Below are 19,181 nucleotides of genomic sequence, written 5' to 3'. Positions count from 1 at the left end.
GCTTAACCCTTTAGGGGGTTAAACACCAATCTTCATCACAGATTTTAATGAATCTTGTAACAAAAAATCTTATCTTTGCTATGTTGGTACTTGTATGATGTACGGAGAATTCCCCATTTACTCGCCGCAACCAAAGATCTATTAAATAGGCGTGTAAAAAGTTTTCCCTGGTGTTGGCGCAGTATTCGCGCACCCCAACCTCGGTTGGGGTTATTTTTTTTCAGCTTCCGCCAACCATTCTCTTAAAATTTCCGTATCGTTTCTCCATTCTTGCTTTAACTCATCAACCCATTCCTGAACATTATCCCACCATGCTGGTAAATCAGGTGATTGAATCTGCTGAGCCAGTTGCTGTAAATGACGTAATCCAACCGATCCCGCGGCACCTTTTATCTTATGCGCTTCCTCCGTAATGCCTTTCTGGTCTTTAGCTGTCATGTTCGAGTCAAGAACAGACAAGTAACCCGGCATCATCTTTTCAAACACACTCAGACTATCGCTAATCAACTGAGGTCCAACGAGTTCGATGTATTGGTTAAGCATTTCTGTATCAAGCAAATCTTCATTTTTTTTCACCAATCCTGACTCCTCTTCTTCCGGCTGCATATGATGCACAGACTGTTCCCCCCAATATTGTTCAATAATGGCGGTTAACGCATTCACAGAGAGAGGCTTACTCAACACACCATTCATACCCGCATCCAGATACTCTTTTTTGTCTTTTAAGACATTTGCCGTCAGTGCAATCAGTGGGGGTAGATCTTTTTTGGCATATCGCCGACGTAATTCGCGGGCAATATCTAATCCAGTCATATCGGGTAACTGAATATCCAGCAATACCAGATCGAACTCTTCTGGCTCAAACATTTCTAGCGCGTCTTTACCATTCATAGCGACTTCTACGCTGTTACCCAATTTCTCCAGTACAGAGCGAGCAACAATCACATTCAGCTCAATATCTTCTACCAATAAGATATGCAAAGCCGGAAGTGGGCAATCTTCTGTATCTTCTTTGGATAGAAGACACTCCTCCATAGCTGGCGCAATGATAGATAGTGTAAATCGAGAACCCTGTCCCGGCTCACTTTCCACCACAATATCCCCTCCCATACTTTGAGCTAAACGCTTGGATACCGCCAATCCAATACCCGTTCCCGTTGCAGGACAACCACCATGACTGCCTTTCACTTGATAATACATCGCAAAAATCTTCTCTTGCTCATCATATGGGATACCAATCCCCGTATCTGTGACTTCAAACAGCAGGCGTTCCCCTTCTTCGTACCAAATCCGAACATTAATCTCCCCTTTTTGCGTAAATTTCACCGCATTGCCAATCAAATTCCACAGAATTTGGCGCAAGCGAGTACCATCCGTCATGATTCTGGCAGGCAATGGCAGTTCTGGACTCATTACAAATTTAATATCTTTCGGCTGTACCAGCAGCCCAGAGAGGTTTTCTAGATCGGATATAAAACCGGTAAAATCAATTGGCTGATTATCAATCTGTACTTTACGCCGTTCAATTTTATCCATTTCAATAATGTCATTGAAAATATTACCAAGCGTGATCGCGCTGACATGAATCGTTTTCAGATAGTTATTTTGTTCAGACGTCAACTCAGTATCCAGCAGAATACGGCTCAAACCAACAATGCCATTTAAAGGAGTACGAAGCTCATGGCTAATCGTTGAGATAAAAGTAGTCTTATCCCTACTTGCATTCTCCAAAGCGTCCTGATAGCGCTTACGTTCCGTTATATCGCGCCCAAATCCCATAAGCCCGTGTCTTTTTCCCACCCGATCATAAAAAGGGACTTTCCGAAGCTCAAAACAGGCTTTCCGGCCATCGGGATAAACCAGCCACTGTTCATAAGTGAGCGCAACATTATGACGGAACACTTTTTCATCGGTTTTCATCACTTTGCGAGCAACTTCTTTATCATAAACATCGTTTGGCGTCAGCCCGACAAGTTGTTTCTGGCTTTTCCCCGTCAGCAGCTCCATCGCCCGATTACAACCAGAAAACTCATTATTTTCATTACGGTAATAAACCAAATCAGGAGAGGCATCGAGAAAAGATTTCAACAATACCGATTGCTGTTCCAATTCAATCTGCGTCTGCTCACGGTGTTTCATCTCTTCCTTGAGTTTATCCAACAGTATCAGATGCGCCTGTTCAGCTTTTTCCCTTACAGAGATCTCCTGATTAAGCTTAATAATGTTGTCTTTTAATTGCTGATTAAGTTCCCGATCACGCTGGCGCATAACTTCCAACTTTTCAACTAATTTGGATAATCGTTGGCGCGACTCTTCAAGCTGTTCAACAACAACCGAAAGAAAATAGACAGCCCAAGGCGTAATCAACAAACCAAAAAAGATTGAGCGAACTAAATCAATACTTTGCACTCCTCCTTGAAGCAAAAAAGTGACTACCATCTGTACACCCATTGCAAGAACAACCAATGCGGATGCAAGCAGTAATGAAAAGCGCACTAACCCCAATTTCATCATTAAATCAACATAATATTGGGCCAGGCCCCTGAGCAGCTTCATTTCATAAAAACTCCCGTTAAATATGACCATTCCAGATCATACCGTAAAAGACCGGCCACTTCGTTGAAGGAATAACAGAAATTGTTGACCTGGTAAAACAATAGTATTATTTAATAGTTTTAGTTATGACTCACCAAATATTATTCTGGCGTTTTACTCCTGCCGGTCTTTTCGCACAATCCAAATATGAATAAATAATCAAATACATTGATAAAATAAGCATAAAATTCTTTTTTACTCCTTTAACACCCCCAAAAAGATAAAACTTTATTCTTATAAAGAAACAAAAATACATATTAATTCTTTAAAGTTCACATTGTTTAGATTTTAAACCTAATAAATAAAAGTTTAACAGCATATATAAAACAGATATTACACTAATATTAGTGATATAAATCACATTAAAATCCTAACATGATCTATATCACATAACTCCAATATTAAATTTTTTACTTAAAAATTATAATGTTAGCTTTAATCATCACCTATCCTTATCTTATCCCGGCTATATTTGACCTGATTTATATTTCTAGTTAACTTGGAAAGTCACTGGAAATCATCTGTCAGATTCTCATCTGAACCATAATTATGCAGTGAAACAATATCATTTAAGTCACCACCTGTTTATCACAAATAAACAAGTGGTGGTTGATTGAGGGCGCAATTCAGACGCCAGTAAAAATATTAATCTCACAAATGTCTGTGAGTTTCTGTGAGAGTCGGACAGAACCTCGGGAGGTTCATATATGCTGTATAACAAATCTCAAGAAAAGGATAACTGTGGCTTTGGATTGATAGCCCATATTGAAGGGGAGCCAAGCCACAAAGTAGTACGTACCGCTATCCATGCCTTGGCAAGAATGCAACATCGTGGGGCAATCCTGGCAGACGGCAAAACCGGTGATGGTTGTGGTTTATTACTGCAAAAACCTGACCGTTTTTTTCGGATGGTCGCACAGGAGCAAGAGTGGCATTTAGCCCGCAATTACGCCGTCGGAATGCTATTTCTCAGCCAAAATCCTCAGATTGCACAAAACTGCCGGGAAATCGTCGAACAGGAGCTACAAAATGAAACTCTGTCAGTCGTTGGCTGGCGTGAAGTCCCCATCAACAGTGATATTCTGGGCGAAATAGCCCTCTCAAGCCTCCCCCGTATCGAACAGATTTTTGTTAATGCTCCAGCAGGCTGGCGTGCACGTGATTTAGAACGCCGTTTGTTCGTTGCTCGCCGCCGAATAGAAAAACGCATTAACGACAGCGATTTTTATGTTTGCAGTTTGTCCAATCTGGTGACTATCTATAAAGGGCTGTGCATGGCGGCAGATTTGCCCCGCTTCTATCCCGATCTGGCTGATTTACGTTTGGAATCGGCAATTTGCCTATTCCACCAGCGCTTCTCAACCAATACCGTCCCCCGCTGGCCACTGGCACAACCTTTTCGCTATCTTGCCCATAACGGTGAAATAAACACCATCACCGGTAACCGCCAGTGGGCACGAGCAAGAGCCTATAAATTCAAGACGCCGCTGATTCCCGATCTGCAAACGGCTGCCCCTTTTGTCAACGAAACAGGGTCAGATTCCAGCTCGCTGGATAACATGCTGGAACTGTTTCTCAACGGCGGAATGGATTTAATCCGTGCTATGCGATTGCTAGTTCCTCCCGCATGGCAAAACAATCCTGATATGGATGAAGATCTGCGAGCTTTTTTTGATTTCAACTCCATGCACATGGAGCCGTGGGATGGCCCGGCGGGTATCGTTATGTCAGATGGGCGCTATGCTGCCTGTAATCTGGATCGCAATGGCTTGCGCCCGGCCCGCTATGTTATCACTAAAGATAAGCTGATCACCTGTGCTTCCGAAATCGGCATCTGGGATTATCAACCGGACGAAGTGGTGGAAAAAGGGCGCGTTGGTCCCGGTGAACTTATCGTGATTGATACCCGCCAAGGCCGCATCCTTCATGCAGAAGAAACAGACAATGACTTAAAAAGCCGCCATCCCTATAAAGAATGGATGGATAAAAACGTCAAACGCCTGACCCCATTTGAAGAATTACTGGAAGATCAAGCTGGTCACCGGGATCTGAATGATCAATCCTTAGCGGTCTATCACAAACAATTTGCCTACAGCAACGAAGAGCTAGATCAAATCATCCGTGTCCTGGGAGAGAATGGTCAGGAAGCAACCGGCTCAATGGGGGATGATACACCGTTTGCCGTCCTTTCCAGCCGTCCACGGATTATTTATGACTATTTCCGCCAGCAATTCGCTCAAGTTACTAATCCGCCAATCGACCCACTACGCGAAGCACATGTTATGTCTCTCACCACCTGCATTGGGCGGGAGATGAACGTATTTTGCGAAGCAGAGGGACAGGCACACCGATTAAGTTTTAAATCCCCTATCCTGCTCTACTCTGATTTTCATCAATTAATCACGCAGCAAAGTCCACACTATCGCGCAGAACGATTAGACTTAACTTTCAATCCACAAGAAACCAATCTGCAAAATGCCCTGTTCGCATTGTGTGACCAGGCAGAACAACTCGCCAGAGATGGCGCCGTATTGTTGGTATTATCTGACCGCAACATTACGCCGGAGAAGTTACCCATACCAACGCCTATGGCTGTTGGCGCGATTCAACACCGCTTGGTAGAAAAAAACCTGCGCTGTGATACCAACCTGATAGTAGAAACAGCGAGTGCCCGTGATCCACACCATTTCACTGTACTACTGGGATTTGGCGCCACAGCGATTTATCCCTATCTGGCTTATGAATCACTGGCCAAAATGGTCGATAATGGCACAATTAATAAACCCTATGCTGATGTCATGCTTAACTACCGCAATGGTATCAATAAAGGGTTATATAAAATCATGTCGAAAATGGGCATCTCGACTATCGCCTCCTATCGCTGTTCTAAACTATTTGAAGCTGTCGGTTTACATTCCGAATTAACTGAATTTTGCTTCAACGGCGTCGTCAGCCGAATTGGCGGTGCTAATTTCAGCGATTTCGAGCAGGATCTGCGAAACTTATCCAAACGCGCATGGCTTGCCCGTCAACCACTCGATCAGGGGGGATTGCTGAAATATGTTCATAACGGCGAATACCACGCCTATAACCCGGATGTTGTAAGCACTTTACAGGCTGCGGTTCATAGTGGCGAATATCACGATTACTTGAAATATTCTCGTCTGGTTAATCAACGCCCAATTACCACCATCCGTGATTTACTGGCGATAAAAACAAAAGCTGAACCTCTGCCTATTGAAGAAGTAGAACCTGCCGAAGAGCTGTTTAAACGCTTTGATACCGCAGCGATGTCGATTGGAGCATTAAGCCCCGAAGCACACGAAGCTCTGGCCGAAGCCATGAATACGCTAGGCGGTTTTTCCAACTCCGGCGAAGGTGGAGAAGACCCCGCACGTTATGGAACAAAAAAGGTTTCCCGTATCAAACAAGTTGCTTCCGGTCGATTCGGTGTAACACCAGCTTATCTGGTCAACGCCGATGTGATTCAGATTAAAGTCGCGCAAGGTGCTAAACCCGGAGAAGGTGGGCAATTACCGGGCGATAAGGTAACACCGTATATTGCAAAACTGCGTTATTCCGTGCCTGGCGTAACACTTATCTCTCCACCACCACATCATGATATTTACTCTATTGAAGATTTGGCTCAGTTGATTTTCGATCTAAAACAGATCAACCCCAATGCGCTGATCTCAGTAAAACTGGTTTCAGAACCCGGCGTTGGTACTGTTGCCACTGGCGTTGCCAAAGCTTATGCCGATTTAATTACTATTGCAGGTTATGACGGCGGTACCGGCGCCAGCCCATTGTCATCGGTGAAGTATGCCGGATGCCCTTGGGAATTAGGGCTGGTGGAAACCCAACAAGCGCTAGTTGCTAACGGATTACGCCATAAGATCCGCTTACAAGTTGACGGCGGGTTGAAAACCGGCGTAGATATTATTAAAGCGGCCATTCTTGGCGCTGAAAGTTTCGGTTTCGGCACCGGACCGATGGTTGCCCTTGGGTGCAAATATCTGCGTATTTGCCATCTCAATAACTGTGCAACCGGGGTTGCCACTCAGGATGAGAAATTACGTCGCGACCACTACCACGGATTGCCTGAGCGGGTAATGAACTATTTCCGCTTTATCGCCCGTGAAACCAGAGAGATTATGGCTGCATTGGGTGTCAAAAAGCTAACTGATTTAATCGGCCGAACTGACCTGCTTGAAGTATTAGAAGGTATTTCAGCAAAACAGAGCAAACTCAATCTTGATCCGCTCCTGGCAACCGCAGAACCCCATCAAGGCAAAACATTATATTGCACCGAAAACAATCCACCATTCGATAATGGGACTCTGAATAAAAATTTACTGGCTCAAGCTTCCAGCTATATTGAGAACCAGCAAAGTAAAACTTTCTATTTCGATATCCGTAATACTGATCGTTCAGTGGGCGCTTCCCTTTCCGGTTTTATCGCTGCTCGACATGGTAATCAGGGGATCGCCGCGGCGCCAATAAAAATTCATTTCAACGGTACTGCCGGTCAAAGTTTTGGTGTCTGGAACGCCGGCGGTCTGGAGCTAACACTTATCGGTGATGCCAACGATTATGTCGGTAAAGGTATGGCTGGCGGCCGCATTGTCATACACCCGCCGGTGGGTTCTGCCTTCAAAAGCCATCAGGCAACCATCATTGGCAACACATGTCTCTACGGAGCAACCGGAGGCAAACTGTTTGCTGCCGGGCGGGCAGGAGAACGCTTCGCTGTTCGTAATTCAGGAGCGATTACGGTTGTAGAAGGTATAGGAGATAATGGCTGTGAATATATGACAGGAGGTATCGTCTGTATTCTCGGACGCACTGGAATAAATTTTGGTGCCGGAATGACTGGCGGCTTTGCTTATGTCTTGGATGAAAATGATGATTTCCGCAAACGGGTTAACCCAGAGTTAGTCGAAGTACTGGCAGTAGCTACCTTAGCTATCCACGAAGAACACTTGAGAGGACTTATCACTGAGCACGTCCTCCTGACCGGCTCTCAGCGCGGTGAAGATATTCTTGCTAACTGGCAACAGTGGCTGAGTAAATTCGCGCTTGTGAAACCCAAATCCAGTGATGTGAAAGCCCTACTGGGACATCGCAGTCGTTCTTCCGCAGAATTGCGAATTCAAGCGCAATAAGGAGCCAAGATGAGCCAGAATGTATATCAGTTTATCGACTTACAACGCGTCGATCCGCCTAAAAAGCCGCTGAAAATCCGCAAAATAGAATTTGTGGAGATCTACGAGCCATTTTCAGCAATTCAGGCACAGACACAGGCCGATCGCTGCCTTTCTTGCGGTAACCCTTATTGCGAATGGAAATGCCCCGTTCATAACTACATTCCCAATTGGCTTAAACTTGCCAATGAAGGACGTATTATGGAAGCGGCTGATCTATCCCACCAAACAAACAGCCTGCCGGAAGTTTGTGGTCGTGTTTGCCCACAAGATCGCCTTTGTGAAGGCGCTTGCACTCTGAATGATGAGTTCGGTGCCGTGACGATTGGTAATATTGAACGCTATATCAATGACAAAGCGATTGCTATGGGCTGGAAGCCCGATATGTCACAAGTTCAGCCGACGGGCAAACAGGTTGCGATTATTGGCGCAGGCCCTGCGGGGCTAGCTTGTGCTGATGTATTAACCCGTAATGGCGTACAAGCCGTTGTTTTTGATCGTCACCCGGAAATCGGTGGATTACTCACCTTTGGCATACCGGCGTTTAAACTGGAAAAAGAGGTCATGATACGCCGCCGTGAAATTTTCTCTGAGATGGGAATTAAATTCCGGCTCAATACTGAAATAGGCAAAGACATTGCCTTATCTGAACTGACTGAGCAGTTTGATGCAGTATTCCTTGGTGTAGGAACCTATCAGTCAATGCGTGGAGGGCTGGCAAATGAAGATGCTGATGGTGTTTATGAGGCTCTGCCATTTCTGACTGCCAATACCCGGCATTTGATGGGTTATCCCGCCCTGCAATCGCAACCTTTTATCAATATGCAAGGTAAGCGGGTCGTGGTGCTTGGCGGCGGTGATACTGCAATGGATTGTGTCAGAACCTTGATTCGCCAAAAAGCGGCTTCAGTTACTTGTGCTTATCGTCGTGACGAAATCAACATGCCAGGCTCCCAGCGTGAAGTCAAAAATGCCAAGGAAGAAGGCGTAGAGTTTCTGTTTAATCTGCAACCCGTCAGTATTGAAATCAACCATTCAGGTCAAGTTTGTGGCATAAAAATGGTACGGACTCAATTAGGTCAACCTGATGAGAATGGACGCCGCCAAGCTGAAATTATCGCAGGTTCAGAACACCTGCTTAAGGCCGATGCAGTGATCATGGCATTCGGCTTTAAACCACATACCATGAACTGGCTAAATGATCATCAAGTAACCTTGGATAAACAGGGACGCATTGTCGCACCAGAGAGTTCAGACATTCCCTTTCAAACCAGCAATCCGCAGATATTTGCTGGTGGAGATGCTGTCCGTGGCTCTGATCTCGTTGTAACCGCAATTGCCGAGGGGCGTAAAGCCGCGCAAGGCATTCTTGATTATCTAAACATTTAATCAACCAAGGGAGCTTTTCAGCTCCCGTCTCTTTCTATTACCAATTCAATAAATTATATTAATTGAATTACCCTTACACAAAAAAGTAAGTAGATTTAATGAACATTTCAAACTTATTACTGTCATAGATAATATTTTAGAATATTATTTCTTATCAATGTGGAATTTAAATAAAATATTCTAACCAATAGGGCTAAACTCTACGATATTTACTTAACTACAAACACTGGAAACATTAATGAAGCTAATAAAAATCCTGATTTTGTTGTCTCCAACTCTGTTTATCAGTCAAACGGCTCTTGCTTTATCACATCCCTTAACACCTGAAAATATTACTAAAGAAATCATAAACAGAGGTACCAACTCTGTAGTGGCAGAATTAGGAGAAATGGGAGCCAGGCAAGAAATCACTCACAAAATTACGACTGGTGACCGTAAATGGATAAAACTGGCTTTCAAATTAACGCAAAGCATGCACCAGGATTTTGCCAAAGAGATACGCTACGCATTATCCCTGGCATTAATTAATAATCCTGTTGAGGTCCTTGCTAACGCAGATAAAGAAAACAATCTATCACTGGCTGATATCTGCACAATCCCACCAGAACTGGGAACCAGAGAGAATAAAATAGAGTTTATAGATAAGGTCAAAAAGAGTTTAGGTGCCATCACTGATAGCAAAGCTAAAGACAGAGCTAATGATTGTTTCTGGGAGTTAGAAAAAGCCTACAATACAGAATTCTAATTAATAAATTTAAAAAAATAAGGAGGCGAATCGCCCCCTCTTCTAAGCTTATTTAACTACCCGTAAAGCAGGGCGCCCTCTCGTTGGCTTTGGTGGCTCATCATCAGGTGAAGTTCCACTATTATCTTCGGCATCACTCAGTGTATCCGTAACTAATACCAGATTATCTGTCGCAGATGCAGAGGTACCCGCTTTATCCTGATCTGAAGCAGATTTAAAAAGATATTCATCTTTATAAGCTGCTTCAGGCTCAAACATCATTCCCGCCCCATTTTCACGGCCATAAATCGCTATAACCGCCGCCATCGATACATTAACCCGACGGGGAACACCACCAAAACGGGCATTGAAGCGTACTTCATCATTGGTTAACTCAAGATTACCAACAGCTCTCGGCGCTATATTCAACACAATTTGCCCATCGCGGGCATATTCCATTGGTACATTAACTCCACGTAAAGTCACGTCTATAACCAGATGCGGAGTCATATTATTATCGAGCAACCACTCGTAGTGAGCACGCAACAAATAAGGACGACGGGGAGACATTTGAGACAGCTCCATAAATCAGCTCCTGGATTGCAAGCGCATTTCACGTTCAGCTTCGGTTAATGAAGCCAAGAATGCATCACGTTCAAAGACACGCTGCATGTAAATTTGTAAATCTTTAGTGCCAGAACTCGGTAACTCTATACCCAATACCGGTAAACGCCATAGTAAAGGAGCAAGATAACAATCAACCAAACTGAATTCTTCGCTCATAAAGAATGGCATCTCTTTAAATATTGGCGCCACTGCTAGCAACTCTTCTGCTAATCTTTTACGGGCAGTATTGGCTTCTTGAGAATTGCCTTCTTCAATCGTATGCATCAGGGAGTACCAGTCTTTTTCGATGCGGTGCATCATCAAACGGCTGGAACCACGGGCAACTGGATACACTGGCATTAATGGCGGATGAGGAAAACGTTCATCCAGATATTCCATAATGATGCGGGAATCATATAGCGCCAGCTCACGATCAACCAAAGTCGGAACTGTCTGATAAGGGTTCAGATCGATGAGGTCCTGTGGCAGGTTACCTGCCTCAACCTGTTCAACTTCAACGCTGACACCTTTTTCCGCCAATACAATTCGCACTTGATGGCTAAAAATGTCGGCCGGGCCTGAAAACAGAGTCATTACCGAACGTTTGTTGGCAGCGACAGCCATGAAAACCTCCAAGTTTATCTAAAAAAGGAATGAATAGCCCCACACGACCACGACTATTCTTACTCATTCATTCTCACCCTTTATGTTTCTGCGCCGCAACGGTGAATACGGAATGCGCTACTCAACACAATTATTATCCAGCGCAATTACTATCCAACACAATTACCATCGTTCAGATAATAGGCAGACAAATGGATGAGGCAAAAATTGGCACTAGTTTACCAGATTTTGTACATTTTGGGGGAAGTGTATGGATAATTAAGTAAAAAACCCGCCACAAAGACGGGTTTGCACATTAAATAATTGCCATAAAGACAAAAAATTAACGCTTGGAGAACTGTGGACGACGACGTGCTTTACGCAGACCAACTTTCTTACGTTCAACTTCACGAGCATCGCGGGTAACGAAGCCAGCTTTACGAAGATCAGAACGCAGAGTTTCGTCATACGCCATCAGTGCGCGGGTGATACCGTGACGGATTGCACCTGCTTGACCAGAAATACCACCACCTTTAACGGTGATGTACAGATCCAGTTTACCCAACATATCAACCAACTCCAGCGGCTGACGAACAACCATGCGCGCTGTTTCACGGCCGAAGTAAACTTCAAGGCTGCGTTTGTTGATAACGATGTTACCGCTACCTGGCTTAATAAAGACACGTGCGGAAGAGCTTTTGCGGCGACCAGTGCCGTAGTATTGATTTTCAGCCATTGCCTATAATCCCGATTAAATGTCCAGAACTTGCGGTTGCTGTGCCGCATGGTTGTGCTCGCTACCGGCGTAAACTTTCAGTTTACGGTACATTGCACGGCCCAGTGGCCCTTTTGGCAGCATGCCTTTAACCGCGATTTCAATTACACGCTCAGGACGGCGAGCAATCATCTCTTCAAAGGTCGCTTGCTTGATACCACCGATATGACCGGTGTGGTGATAGTAGATTTTATCAGAACGCTTGTTGCCGGTGACTGCAACTTTTTCTGCATTAACGATGATGATGTAATCACCGGTATCAACATGCGGAGTGTATTCCGCTTTATGCTTGCCGCGCAGGCGACGAGCCACTTCAGTTGCAAGACGGCCCAAAGTTTTGCCATCTGCGTCAACAACATACCAGTCGCGTTTTACGGTTTCTGGTTTAGCTGTAAAAGTTTTCATTAAAGCTTACCCAATAATAAGTTACACGTTGGTGAACACTCAAGGTTCAGAAACTTGCTGAGGTTCACACGACTCTTGTCCAGCAAACCTACCCCTTCGAATAGCCTATGCCGGCACTATTGCAAGTTTTTGGGAAAAAAAACATTGCTGTAACGTGGGGTCGCAAGATTATAGAGAAGTCAAAAATAAAAATCGACCCCAATTTGAATATTTAAAATCAGTTTTGAATCTGAAATATACGGGTAAACATAAAATTAAGGTAAATGAGGTAATTTCAGATACTCTTCGCTTTGCATCTCTTGCAAACGAGATAAGCAACGCTGGTATTCGAAAGTCAACAACACCCCTTGGTAAATTTGCTCCATCGGCACCGCCGCATTAATGATAAGTTTTACCCGGCGTTCGTAAAATTCATCAACCAGCGCTAGAAAACGGCGAGCGGCATTTTCATTACCCGGCATTATCGCTGGAACCTGATATAACAAAACAGTGTGATAAAGTTTTGCTAAAACAATATAATCCATCTGACTACGCGCATCTTCGCACAAAACTTTAAATCCAATTGCCAATACACCATCAGCGTTACGAATCGCCGGCATCTGCCGATGGTTAATTTCCAACACCGAAGCTTGTTCACTGCTGTTACCGGCCAAAAGAATAAACATTCGATCCATCGCTCGTTCATTATCTTCATTCAGCGGTGCGAAATAGAGATGAGCTTGCGTCAATGTGCGCAACCGATAGTCAATACCCGAATCCACATTCATAACGTCACAATATTTTTTGATCTGCTCAATAGCAGGCAAAAAACGAGTTCGCTGTAAGCCATTGCGATAGAGTTCATCTGGAGGAATATTGGACGTTGCAATCAAGGTAATTCCCCTGACAAACAGCGCCTCCAACAATGTACCGAGAATCATGGCATCGGTAATATCGGAAACGAAAAACTCATCAAAGCAAAGCACATCGGTTTCCGCTTTAAAACCATCCGCCACAATATCCAGCGGATTTTCATGCCCTTGCAATGCCTTTAACTCTTCATGCACTCGCAGCATAAAACGATGGAAATGCAAACGTAATCTTCTTTCACTGGGTAAACTTTGGTAAAACATATCCATTAACCAAGTTTTCCCTCTACCAACGCCTCCCCACATATAAAGCCCTTGAATAGGTCTACAGCTCATTGAAGTCGGCTTGCCTAACAGTTTACTCAGACGACCTTTCAAGCTTTGGCGTTTCACGGGACGGCCGGGAGAAGCATTAATCAGAGCATGATGAATGGTATCCAATTGAGCAACGACTTGACGCTGAACCTCATCTGGTTGGTATTTACCCTCGGAAAGGGCTTTTTGATAGTATGATGAAGGGGTAATCAATGATGGCATGACAATAACAATCCTTAAAATAATCGCCCATTTTTTATCGTTTTTATGATTCAGATTGACCTTATTACCGGATCAATTGTCTACAATAAGGTTCAGAATAAGGTCTACAAACAAATGTAAATCATGATCAATATTCCACTCTAACTAGATTAACGGTTATAGTGACGATAATTAAGTGAAACATTCTGCGGAACAACGATGTTGATGAAGGAGTAGCTATGACTTGGGAGTATGCACTGATTGGATTGGTAGTTGGTTTTGTTATCGGAGCGCTAGTTATGCGTTTTGGTAACGCTAAGCTGCGCCAGCAGAAAGCCTTACAAACCGAACTGGAGAATAATAAATCAGAACTGGAAGAGTACCGTAAAGAATTAGTTGGTCATTTTGCCCGCAGTGCAGAATTACTCGACAATATGGCTCGCGATTATCGTCAGTTATATCAGCATATGGCTAAAAGCTCTCATGAACTGATGCCGAATATGCCAGTACAAGACAATCCATTTAATTATCGATTGACTGAATCAGAAGCGGATAATGATCAAGCTCCGGTTAAGATGCCACCAAAGGATTATTCCGACGGCGCTTCCGGCCTGTTTCGTCCGATGAACGAAAAAAACCAGTAAAAATTTTTGCTGTGGCATGTTCGTGCCACAGCATTAATTCAAATGTAAAATCTATTATCTACCTGCAAGTTTTGTCTTTTTGTTTCTCAATCATGTAAATACCTGTAAAGAATCATGCTAAATCTGTTTGCCCGGTGAACTTTATTTAATAATTAACAGTCATAGAATAATCATGGCTGCTTGCCGGAATTAACTTCATTGGCCTTCTGGCTTAGGTATACAAGAGAACAAAATTAGATGAAAAGAAAACACTTACTCCTTAGTGCGTTAGCAATCAGTATCGGACTGTCTACAATTTCGATCCCGACTATCAGTAGCGCTGCTTTACCTGCTGCTATTGCCGGTCAGACGTTACCAAGCCTTGCACCGATGCTTGAAAAAGTCCTGCCAGCCGTTGTCAGCGTGCATGTTTCTGGTACGCAGGTACAACAGGAACAGAGTATACCCGAAGAATTCAGATTCTTCTTTGGCCCAAATCTACCAATGGGCCGTGAAAGTACCCGCCCATTCCAGGGGCTTGGCTCAGGTGTCATCATTGACGCTGCCAAAGGTTATATATTAACCAACAATCACGTTATCGAGAATGCAGATAAAATCCGTGTCCAACTGAATGATGGGCGTGAATATGAAGCCAGATTGTTAGGCCGCGATCCTCAGACGGATATCGCCCTGCTGCAACTGAAAGATGCTAAGAATTTAACTGCCATTACTATGGCCGATTCCGATAAGCTCCGAGTTGGTGATTTTGCTGTTGCGGTTGGTAATCCATTCGGCCTTGGTCAAACTGCAACTTCCGGCATTATCTCTGCGTTAGGGCGTAGTGGTCTGAACCTTGAAGGGTTAGAAAACTTCATCCAAACGGATGCATCTATTAACCGTGGCAACTCCGGCGGCGCACTGGTTAATTTGAATGGTGAATTAATCGGTATCAATACCGCTATTCTGGCCCCAGGTGGCGGTAACATCGGTATCGGCTTTGCAATCCCAAGTAATATGGCAAAAACCTTGAGCGAGCAGCTTATCGCTCATGGCGAAGTCAAACGCGGTATTCTTGGTATTAAAGGCATGGAAATGAATTCCGATATCGCCAAGGCATTCAATATCGATGCCCAGCGCGGGGCATTTGTCAGTGAAGTATTACCAAAATCCGCAGCCGCGAAAGCAGGTATTAAATCCGGCGACATTCTTGTTTCCGTTGATGGTAAGAAGATTAGTAGCTTTGCTGAGCTGAAAGCCAAAATCGGCACAACGATACCAGGTAAAGAAATTAAAATTGGCTTATTGCGTAAAGGTAAACCAATGGAGGTTTCTGTTACGCTGGAAAACAGTGAAGGTCAAACAACCAAAGCCGGAAATCTGACCCTTGCCCTGCAAGGTGCGACTCTGAGTAATGGCGAAGTGAAAGGGACTTACGGTGTGAAAATCGATAGTGTCGCTCAAAACTCACCGGCGGCGTTATCTGGCTTACAGAAAAATGACCTGATTGTTGGGATCAATAATGAACGGATACAGAATATTAACGAACTGCGCAAAGTCATTGATTCTAAACCGCCAGTTATAGCGCTGAACATTCTTCGCGGCGAAGAGAGTATCTATTTGTTACTGAGAAATTAATACTTTTAGTAAAAATCGATCTAATTCCATTTAAGACACAGCGTAACGCTGTGTCTTAAAGTCGTTGATATCCCTCGCGACGGGTGAGTTTGTAAATAGTTTTTCTGGAGGACTCAATATGAGAACCGTAGTCGTATTTAAAAACGGCAATAACCGAGCTGTATGTTTACCTCACGACCTCGATTTCGAGGGAGTGAACGAATTGGAGATTATTCGTGAAGGCGATATCATTATTCTGCGGCCAGTTAAACCCAGTTGGAATTCCTTTTCGCAACAAGAAAAAGCTAACTCTAACTTTTTAACCGAACGGCTGGATATTGTGGAAAAAGGACGCGTTAAGTTATGAAAAAATATAAACCATTGTTTTAACCTCTGATTTTAATTGGCATCAGGTTTTAACCATTGTTTTTACCACTTTTAATACCTGATTTTTATTAAGTTTAATCATCATGGCATATCGTATTTTACATTTAACCAACGTTAATTATACCCTCTTTTTATCTTTGCTGAGGCTGTTTACTCTCAATCCTGAGAGATTTCTATAGGCTGCCACCCTTTATTTTTCGGATAAATTATGCCAGTAAATAGCCTGATGATATTAAAGATACTCCCTTAACTTTCTCGGATAATCAACTCTCTTTTTAGAAGTTAAATCCTACCACATTAACCGTTTCACACTTCTTTTCATTGCGTTATATTTATAATTTCCTCAATAAAATAACGGTGAGAGAATATTTTAATATCAACATACAGAATAACATTATTTTACCTTCTGATTTCTTTTCAACTCTCTGTTAATGGTTAATAGATTTTTATTAAAAGCAATTAACTGTCCTTATAAAGAAGGTATCTATTGAGTTAAATCCTTATATAAATCTTTAATCTCTCTGTATACTCACTTTTAAATCATCATAGCAAGGAATAAACCTTTTTTATTTATGCCGTCCCTTTTAAAAATCTGGCATTAATGGGATACCTGATTTTTTAATCCTCAGATGAATTAATTACCGATAAAAAAGCGCTTATGATCGCTAAAAGCGGGAAATACACGTAAAAAGAGAAAGTTAACCATGTTAAAAGAGATGGAGTCGTTAAAACAACTCTCATTCCCGGGGCTTTCCTATTTTTTAAAGCAAAAGAGGGGGTTCATTGAGCAGTTTTTATAAACCTTATGTTTTTTCGTTTCCTGATACGCATTTAACTTCCCCATTTTTCATTAAACTGATGTTTAAGTTTTCCCTTTTTCCTATATTTAATTTTTTAACTTTAAAACCAGAACAGATAACCGATATGCTAATAATATTTAAGCTCAATGCCTGATTGTTTAATCATTTTTAATACTGCTAATCTAATCAATCTGAAAACTTATCGATTTCCTTTAATGATTGTCTCTGATTTTTCGTAAACTCCTTACAGCCTATGCAAAACCGCTTATTTAAGCACATTAGCTTAATTCGGTTAATCCTGTTAAATATTTTTACTCTTATTATTGGATTAACGCAGTCACTTTGTTAATCAATTCAAGACCGATTTTTCCTGATATTCCCCCTTCCAATATCAATATAGCATCGAATTTTTCACCCGTTTTTAAAAAATATTAATCACTTATTTTCACTGTTAATGATTAAAGTTTTCACCTGTTTTTTCATAATACGCTTACTATTTTTTCCAGATTTTAAAACTATACTGACAGAACATAAACGGCTTTTTAACGACGGTTTTATCATATTCAGATAAAGCGTATCTCATCTTACCTGAATGAGTGAAAATTTCTGACACGCCTTGTTTTCAAACACTATGAAAAACGATACTCCACATGATTTAATCTGAGTGAATCTCAACATGGCGAAGTCAATAAAAAAACACTAAAACGAAAAATTAAAAACAGCGTTAAAACCCGGCGGGTTGTAGCAAAATAAGATAAAAAAGAGTTTAATACCCATGAAAACTGTCAGTACAAATTTTTTCGTTTTATTATTAATAAAAACTCAATGGTGATAATCGAAGCGCTCAAAGTCAGCAATCCGAGATACAGCATAATGCAGTATCTGTTAATTTCTATGTTATCCTGCCATGACTCATTAACTCACACTGAATAATACCCATGATTGCCAAGTTGCTGCGCTCTGCTTTTTTAGGATTACTTGTAGCTGTAATTTTACTGATTACCATTCCATCACTGCGCCCTAGCGGGTTGATGTCTGCAATTACCAGCAACAGTAATGACGAAGTTCCATTCAGCTTTAATAAAGGTGTCCGTAGGGCAGCGCCCGCCGTAGTCAACGTCTACAGCAGCAACATGGGAAGTTTTTCTCATCAAGGCCGGGAAAACCATACCCTTGGTTCCGGCGTCATCATGAGTGATAAAGGCTACATCCTTACCAATAAACACGTCATTAATAATGCAGGACAAATTATTGTTGCACTGCAAGACGGCCATTTTTATGAAGCCCTGGTCATCGGCTCTGACAGCTTAACGGATCTTGCCGTCCTGAAAATTGATGCTGAAAACCTGCCTGTCATAACGATTAATCCAAATAGAGTAGCCCATGTGGGAGATGTCGTTCTCGCCATTGGTAACCCTTATAATTTGGGGCAAACCATTACCCAAGGGATTATCAGCGCTACCGGTCGCGTTGGATTAAGCCCTACCCGCCGTCAAAACTTTCTCCAGACCGATGCTTCCATTAATCAGGGTAACTCCGGCGGCGCACTGATTAACACCCTTGGCGAACTAGTGGGTATCAATACATTATCATTCGATAAAAGTGAAAATGGTGAAACGCCAGAAGGGTTGGGGTTCGCTATTCCGACTGAACTCGCTACTAAGATTATGCAGAAACTTATCCGTGACGGACGAGTTATCCGGGGTTTTATCGGCATAACGTCGCAAGAGCTGCCACATATTCGCTCTTCTAACGGCAATATTAACCAGCTTCAAGGGCTACGAGTATTTCAGGTAACTACAAACGGGCCTGCGCAAAAAGCCGGTATTAAAGTGGGTGATATCATTACCAGCGTCAATAACAAACCCGCTATTTCTGCGGTTGAAACAATGGATCAAGTGGCTGAAATACGCCCCGGCAGCGTTGTTCCTGTCACTTTATTGCGCAATGGGAAAATATTATCGCTGCAAGTGACCATTGAAGAATACGATGAATATTAATTAACCTGTTCTTCACTTAAATCGGATTTTTGGTGAGTGTAGCGAGTTAAAAAATTTGGGATTTATGTCACATTTATTAAGTTAATCAAATG

12 protein-coding genes and 1 pseudogene are annotated in these 19,181 nt (G+C 42.8%); 7 read left to right on the top strand and 6 right to left on the bottom strand.

Features of this window, described 5'->3' with window-relative positions; all coding sequences use genetic code 11:
• Window positions 1-164: 164 nt before the first annotated feature.
• Window positions 165-2,556 (bottom strand): annotated as a pseudogene (gene arcB / locus BA1DRAFT_RS14130) (aerobic respiration two-component sensor histidine kinase ArcB); the annotation flags it as partial.
• 746 nt (window positions 2,557-3,302) lie between these two features.
• On the opposite strand from arcB, the gene gltB reads away from it, so the two are divergent.
• The 3 genes from gltB (at window position 3,303) to BA1DRAFT_RS14115 (ending at window position 9,933) form a co-directional block, all read left to right on the top strand.
• Window positions 3,303-7,760: a glutamate synthase large subunit gene (gene gltB / locus BA1DRAFT_RS14125; RefSeq protein ID WP_036780316.1), complete on the top strand. Its 4,458-nt coding sequence runs from the start codon at window positions 3,303-3,305 to the stop codon at window positions 7,758-7,760.
• 9 nt (window positions 7,761-7,769) lie between these two features.
• Window positions 7,770-9,188, top strand: a complete 1,419-nt coding sequence (locus tag BA1DRAFT_RS14120) for a glutamate synthase small subunit (RefSeq protein WP_036780315.1) — start codon at window positions 7,770-7,772, stop codon at window positions 9,186-9,188.
• A 238-nt stretch (window positions 9,189-9,426) separates the two neighbouring features.
• Window positions 9,427-9,933 (top strand): hypothetical protein, encoded by a 507-nt coding sequence (locus BA1DRAFT_RS14115; protein WP_036780312.1) that lies wholly within the window; start codon window positions 9,427-9,429, stop codon window positions 9,931-9,933.
• Between the two features lie 48 nt (window positions 9,934-9,981).
• Here the strand turns inward: BA1DRAFT_RS14115 and sspB are convergent, their stop codons facing one another.
• The 5 genes from sspB to zapE all read right to left on the bottom strand — a co-directional run bounded on the left by sspB (window position 9,982) and on the right by zapE (window position 13,686).
• On the bottom strand, window positions 9,982-10,497 hold the full coding sequence (gene sspB, locus BA1DRAFT_RS14110; protein ID WP_036780310.1) for a ClpXP protease specificity-enhancing factor: 516 nt from the start codon (window positions 10,495-10,497) through the stop codon (window positions 9,982-9,984).
• A gap of 3 nt (window positions 10,498-10,500) precedes the next feature.
• Window positions 10,501-11,142: a stringent starvation protein SspA gene (sspA, locus tag BA1DRAFT_RS14105; protein ID WP_036780307.1), complete on the bottom strand. Its 642-nt coding sequence runs from the start codon at window positions 11,140-11,142 to the stop codon at window positions 10,501-10,503.
• 322 nt (window positions 11,143-11,464) lie between these two features.
• Window positions 11,465-11,857, bottom strand: coding sequence for a 30S ribosomal protein S9 (gene rpsI, locus BA1DRAFT_RS14100; RefSeq protein ID WP_011148146.1), 393 nt, complete (start codon window positions 11,855-11,857; stop codon window positions 11,465-11,467).
• Between the two features lie 15 nt (window positions 11,858-11,872).
• Window positions 11,873-12,301 (bottom strand): 50S ribosomal protein L13, encoded by a 429-nt coding sequence (rplM, locus tag BA1DRAFT_RS14095; protein WP_011148147.1) that lies wholly within the window; start codon window positions 12,299-12,301, stop codon window positions 11,873-11,875.
• A gap of 254 nt (window positions 12,302-12,555) precedes the next feature.
• The gene (zapE, locus tag BA1DRAFT_RS14090) at window positions 12,556-13,686 is read right to left on the bottom strand and encodes a cell division protein ZapE (protein WP_036780305.1); all 1,131 of its coding nucleotides are present in this window, start codon (window positions 13,684-13,686) and stop codon (window positions 12,556-12,558) included.
• A gap of 218 nt (window positions 13,687-13,904) precedes the next feature.
• Between zapE and zapG the strand changes: the two genes are divergently transcribed.
• The 4 genes from zapG (at window position 13,905) to degS (ending at window position 19,089) form a co-directional block, all read left to right on the top strand.
• Window positions 13,905-14,309 (top strand): Z-ring associated protein ZapG, encoded by a 405-nt coding sequence (gene zapG, locus BA1DRAFT_RS14085; protein ID WP_036780302.1) that lies wholly within the window; start codon window positions 13,905-13,907, stop codon window positions 14,307-14,309.
• A gap of 237 nt (window positions 14,310-14,546) precedes the next feature.
• Window positions 14,547-15,923 carry a serine endoprotease DegQ gene (gene degQ, locus BA1DRAFT_RS14080; RefSeq protein ID WP_036780300.1) on the top strand — a complete coding sequence of 459 codons (1,377 nt, stop codon included), beginning with the start codon at window positions 14,547-14,549 and terminating at the stop codon, window positions 15,921-15,923.
• Between the two features lie 118 nt (window positions 15,924-16,041).
• On the top strand, window positions 16,042-16,269 hold the full coding sequence (gene vapB / locus BA1DRAFT_RS14075) for a type II toxin-antitoxin system VapB family antitoxin (RefSeq protein WP_036780297.1): 228 nt from the start codon (window positions 16,042-16,044) through the stop codon (window positions 16,267-16,269).
• Between the two features lie 1,758 nt (window positions 16,270-18,027).
• Window positions 18,028-19,089, top strand: coding sequence for an outer membrane-stress sensor serine endopeptidase DegS (degS, locus tag BA1DRAFT_RS14070; RefSeq protein ID WP_036780295.1), 1,062 nt, complete (start codon window positions 18,028-18,030; stop codon window positions 19,087-19,089).
• Window positions 19,090-19,181: the final 92 nt, after the last annotated feature.

The organism is Photorhabdus aegyptia, from assembly GCF_000612035.1.
GTDB classification, from domain to species: Bacteria; Pseudomonadota; Gammaproteobacteria; order Enterobacterales; family Enterobacteriaceae; genus Photorhabdus; species Photorhabdus akhurstii.
The sequence above is the reverse complement of the archived record's forward strand: the minus strand, read 5'-3'. Positions and strand labels throughout refer to the sequence as shown.

Bases quoted from the DNA above. Each gene is read 5' to 3' on its own strand.
- degQ (WP_036780300.1), top strand. From the start codon at position 14,547: ATGAAAAGAAAACACTTACTCCTTAGTGCGTTAGCAATCAGTATCGGA.
- zapE (WP_036780305.1), bottom strand. From the start codon at position 13,686: ATGCCATCATTGATTACCCCTTCATCATACTATCAAAAAGCCCTTTCC.
- BA1DRAFT_RS14120 (WP_036780315.1), top strand. From the start codon at position 7,770: ATGAGCCAGAATGTATATCAGTTTATCGACTTACAACGCGTCGATCCG.
- BA1DRAFT_RS14115 (WP_036780312.1), top strand. From the start codon at position 9,427: ATGAAGCTAATAAAAATCCTGATTTTGTTGTCTCCAACTCTGTTTATC.
- degS (WP_036780295.1), top strand. From the start codon at position 18,028: ATGATTGCCAAGTTGCTGCGCTCTGCTTTTTTAGGATTACTTGTAGCT.
- zapG (WP_036780302.1), top strand. From the start codon at position 13,905: ATGACTTGGGAGTATGCACTGATTGGATTGGTAGTTGGTTTTGTTATC.
- sspB (WP_036780310.1), bottom strand. From the start codon at position 10,497: ATGGAGCTGTCTCAAATGTCTCCCCGTCGTCCTTATTTGTTGCGTGCT.
- sspA (WP_036780307.1), bottom strand. From the start codon at position 11,142: ATGGCTGTCGCTGCCAACAAACGTTCGGTAATGACTCTGTTTTCAGGC.
- gltB (WP_036780316.1), top strand. From the start codon at position 3,303: ATGCTGTATAACAAATCTCAAGAAAAGGATAACTGTGGCTTTGGATTG.
- rpsI (WP_011148146.1), bottom strand. From the start codon at position 11,857: ATGGCTGAAAATCAATACTACGGCACTGGTCGCCGCAAAAGCTCTTCC.
- rplM (WP_011148147.1), bottom strand. From the start codon at position 12,301: ATGAAAACTTTTACAGCTAAACCAGAAACCGTAAAACGCGACTGGTAT.
- vapB (WP_036780297.1), top strand. From the start codon at position 16,042: ATGAGAACCGTAGTCGTATTTAAAAACGGCAATAACCGAGCTGTATGT.